General features: G+C 41.9%; 2 protein-coding genes. One reads left to right on the top strand and one right to left on the bottom strand.

All coding sequences use genetic code 11. The annotated features are described in order from the left end of the window. Positions 1-339: 339 nt before the first annotated feature. A complete protein-coding gene (locus H524_RS0111895; RefSeq protein ID WP_027940347.1) occupies positions 340-1,296 on the top strand; it encodes a helix-turn-helix domain-containing protein in 957 nt (318 codons plus the stop codon). Positions 1,297-1,444: 148 nt separating this feature from the next. On the opposite strand, the gene H524_RS17135 is transcribed toward H524_RS0111895, so the two are convergent. Next, on the bottom strand, positions 1,445-1,588 hold a 144-nt coding region (locus H524_RS17135), incomplete at its 5' end, for a flagellin (protein WP_281171320.1).

Genomic DNA, 1,588 nt, shown 5'->3' with positions numbered 1-1,588 from the left:
AGTGAAATGCAGTGACGCCGATGGTAGTGCAACGTACGATTGTGCGAGAGTAGGTCATCGCCAGGCTTAATTTTCTAATGCAAAAGCCCCTGAGCTCAAAAAGCTCAGGGGCTTTTGCGCTTTATATCTACCACAAAACCAGCTAATCTCAATCCCATCTCTATTGCCACAACCACAGGTACAGCCTTGATCGTGCCTAATTGTATAGTCTCGAGTTTACCATTATATCGGTAACGACTTCATGCTGCTGCATATCTAAAAATAACATTCAAATCTTAGCTGGCTTTTAAAAATATAGTAATATATTAGTGGCCTCCATTTATAGAGTTATGAAATTATATGTTAAGTGAAAGCAAACGCATCGAGCTTAGAAAGCTCCATGAAGAAGGACTATCAGTTAAGGACATTGCTGAGATACTCGAAATATCGCAGCCTACTGTTCGTTCATATTTGAAAGATGAAAGCCGAGGCGTAGTTAAGAAAGAAAGAAAACGTAGAGCATGCTTGCTTGATGACGCTGATCAGAAAGCTCTTATAGATACTTATGTACAAGGCGGTTACAACAGTAAGCTTATGTGCTCACTCATTAATCAAAATCCGGCTAAATACGGTCTTGATGATGATTTTGTGGTCTCGCTAAGAACCGTAAGACGCTACATGAGTAAAGTAGCACCTAAAGTAGCAGTAGATACGCCTAAAGCAAGTAGCTCTGAGTTCGAGCCTGGACAGCAGCTTCAGATTAGTTTTAACTTTACTGAATTTCAATTCCCAAGCGAAGACTCACCTCGTGAGCTGAGTGTGTTTACTGCAGTCTACCCTTGGTCACGTAAGTCTTTCTTTAAGGTCTTACCAGATGTATCTCAAGCATCATGGTTACAGGGTATCGAAGAATGCCTTATGAAGTACGGCGTACCTGATGAGATTATTTGCGATGGTGCAAACTCATTCTTAAAAAGCCAAGGTGCTAGCAAAGACATAGCCTTAAACACTCAGTTCAAGAGCTGTTGTGATAAGTTTGGCTTAGAGCCAAATGATTTTAGTGTAGCTAGCTCTAAGGCAATTGCATCAGTAAGCAGAGCAGGAAGCTTTTTCAACAAGAACTGCTTGTTTTGGGTAAAGCTTGAGCACCCAGAGGTTAGTACCATTGAAGAGCTTAATGAGGCTATTCAAGAGTGGAACGAAAGCTACGCTACTGATGAGCGCCAGTTTAAAGTAGAGATTGATGGCAACGAAAAGAAGCTGTCCGTGCGTGAGCTCTATAAAATCGAGTCAGAGCACCTAAGGCATATTAGCTAAGTCCCAAACCATATCCGAAAGCCGCACTTAACAATATGCTTTTAACTCTACTGCAGCTATAGGCATCGACAGGTCACAAGTAGCGCAAAAACAAAAAGGGCAGTGTAATAACACTGCCCTTTTGTAATGGCTAAAGTAAATGCCTAGCTTATTGACCTAAGAGATTTAGGGCAACAGTAGGACGCTGATTAGCCTGCGTAAGAATGGTCTGAGAAGCCTGCTGAATAATCTGGTTCTGAGTTAAAGCAGCGGTCTCAGATGCAAAGTCAGTATCACGAATACGGCTGCGTGC

It is taken from the genome of Anaerobiospirillum succiniciproducens DSM 6400, assembly GCF_000482845.1.
In the GTDB taxonomy this organism is placed as follows: domain Bacteria; phylum Pseudomonadota; class Gammaproteobacteria; order Enterobacterales; family Succinivibrionaceae; genus Anaerobiospirillum; species Anaerobiospirillum succiniciproducens.
This window is presented reverse-complemented; position numbering and strand designations above follow the sequence as displayed.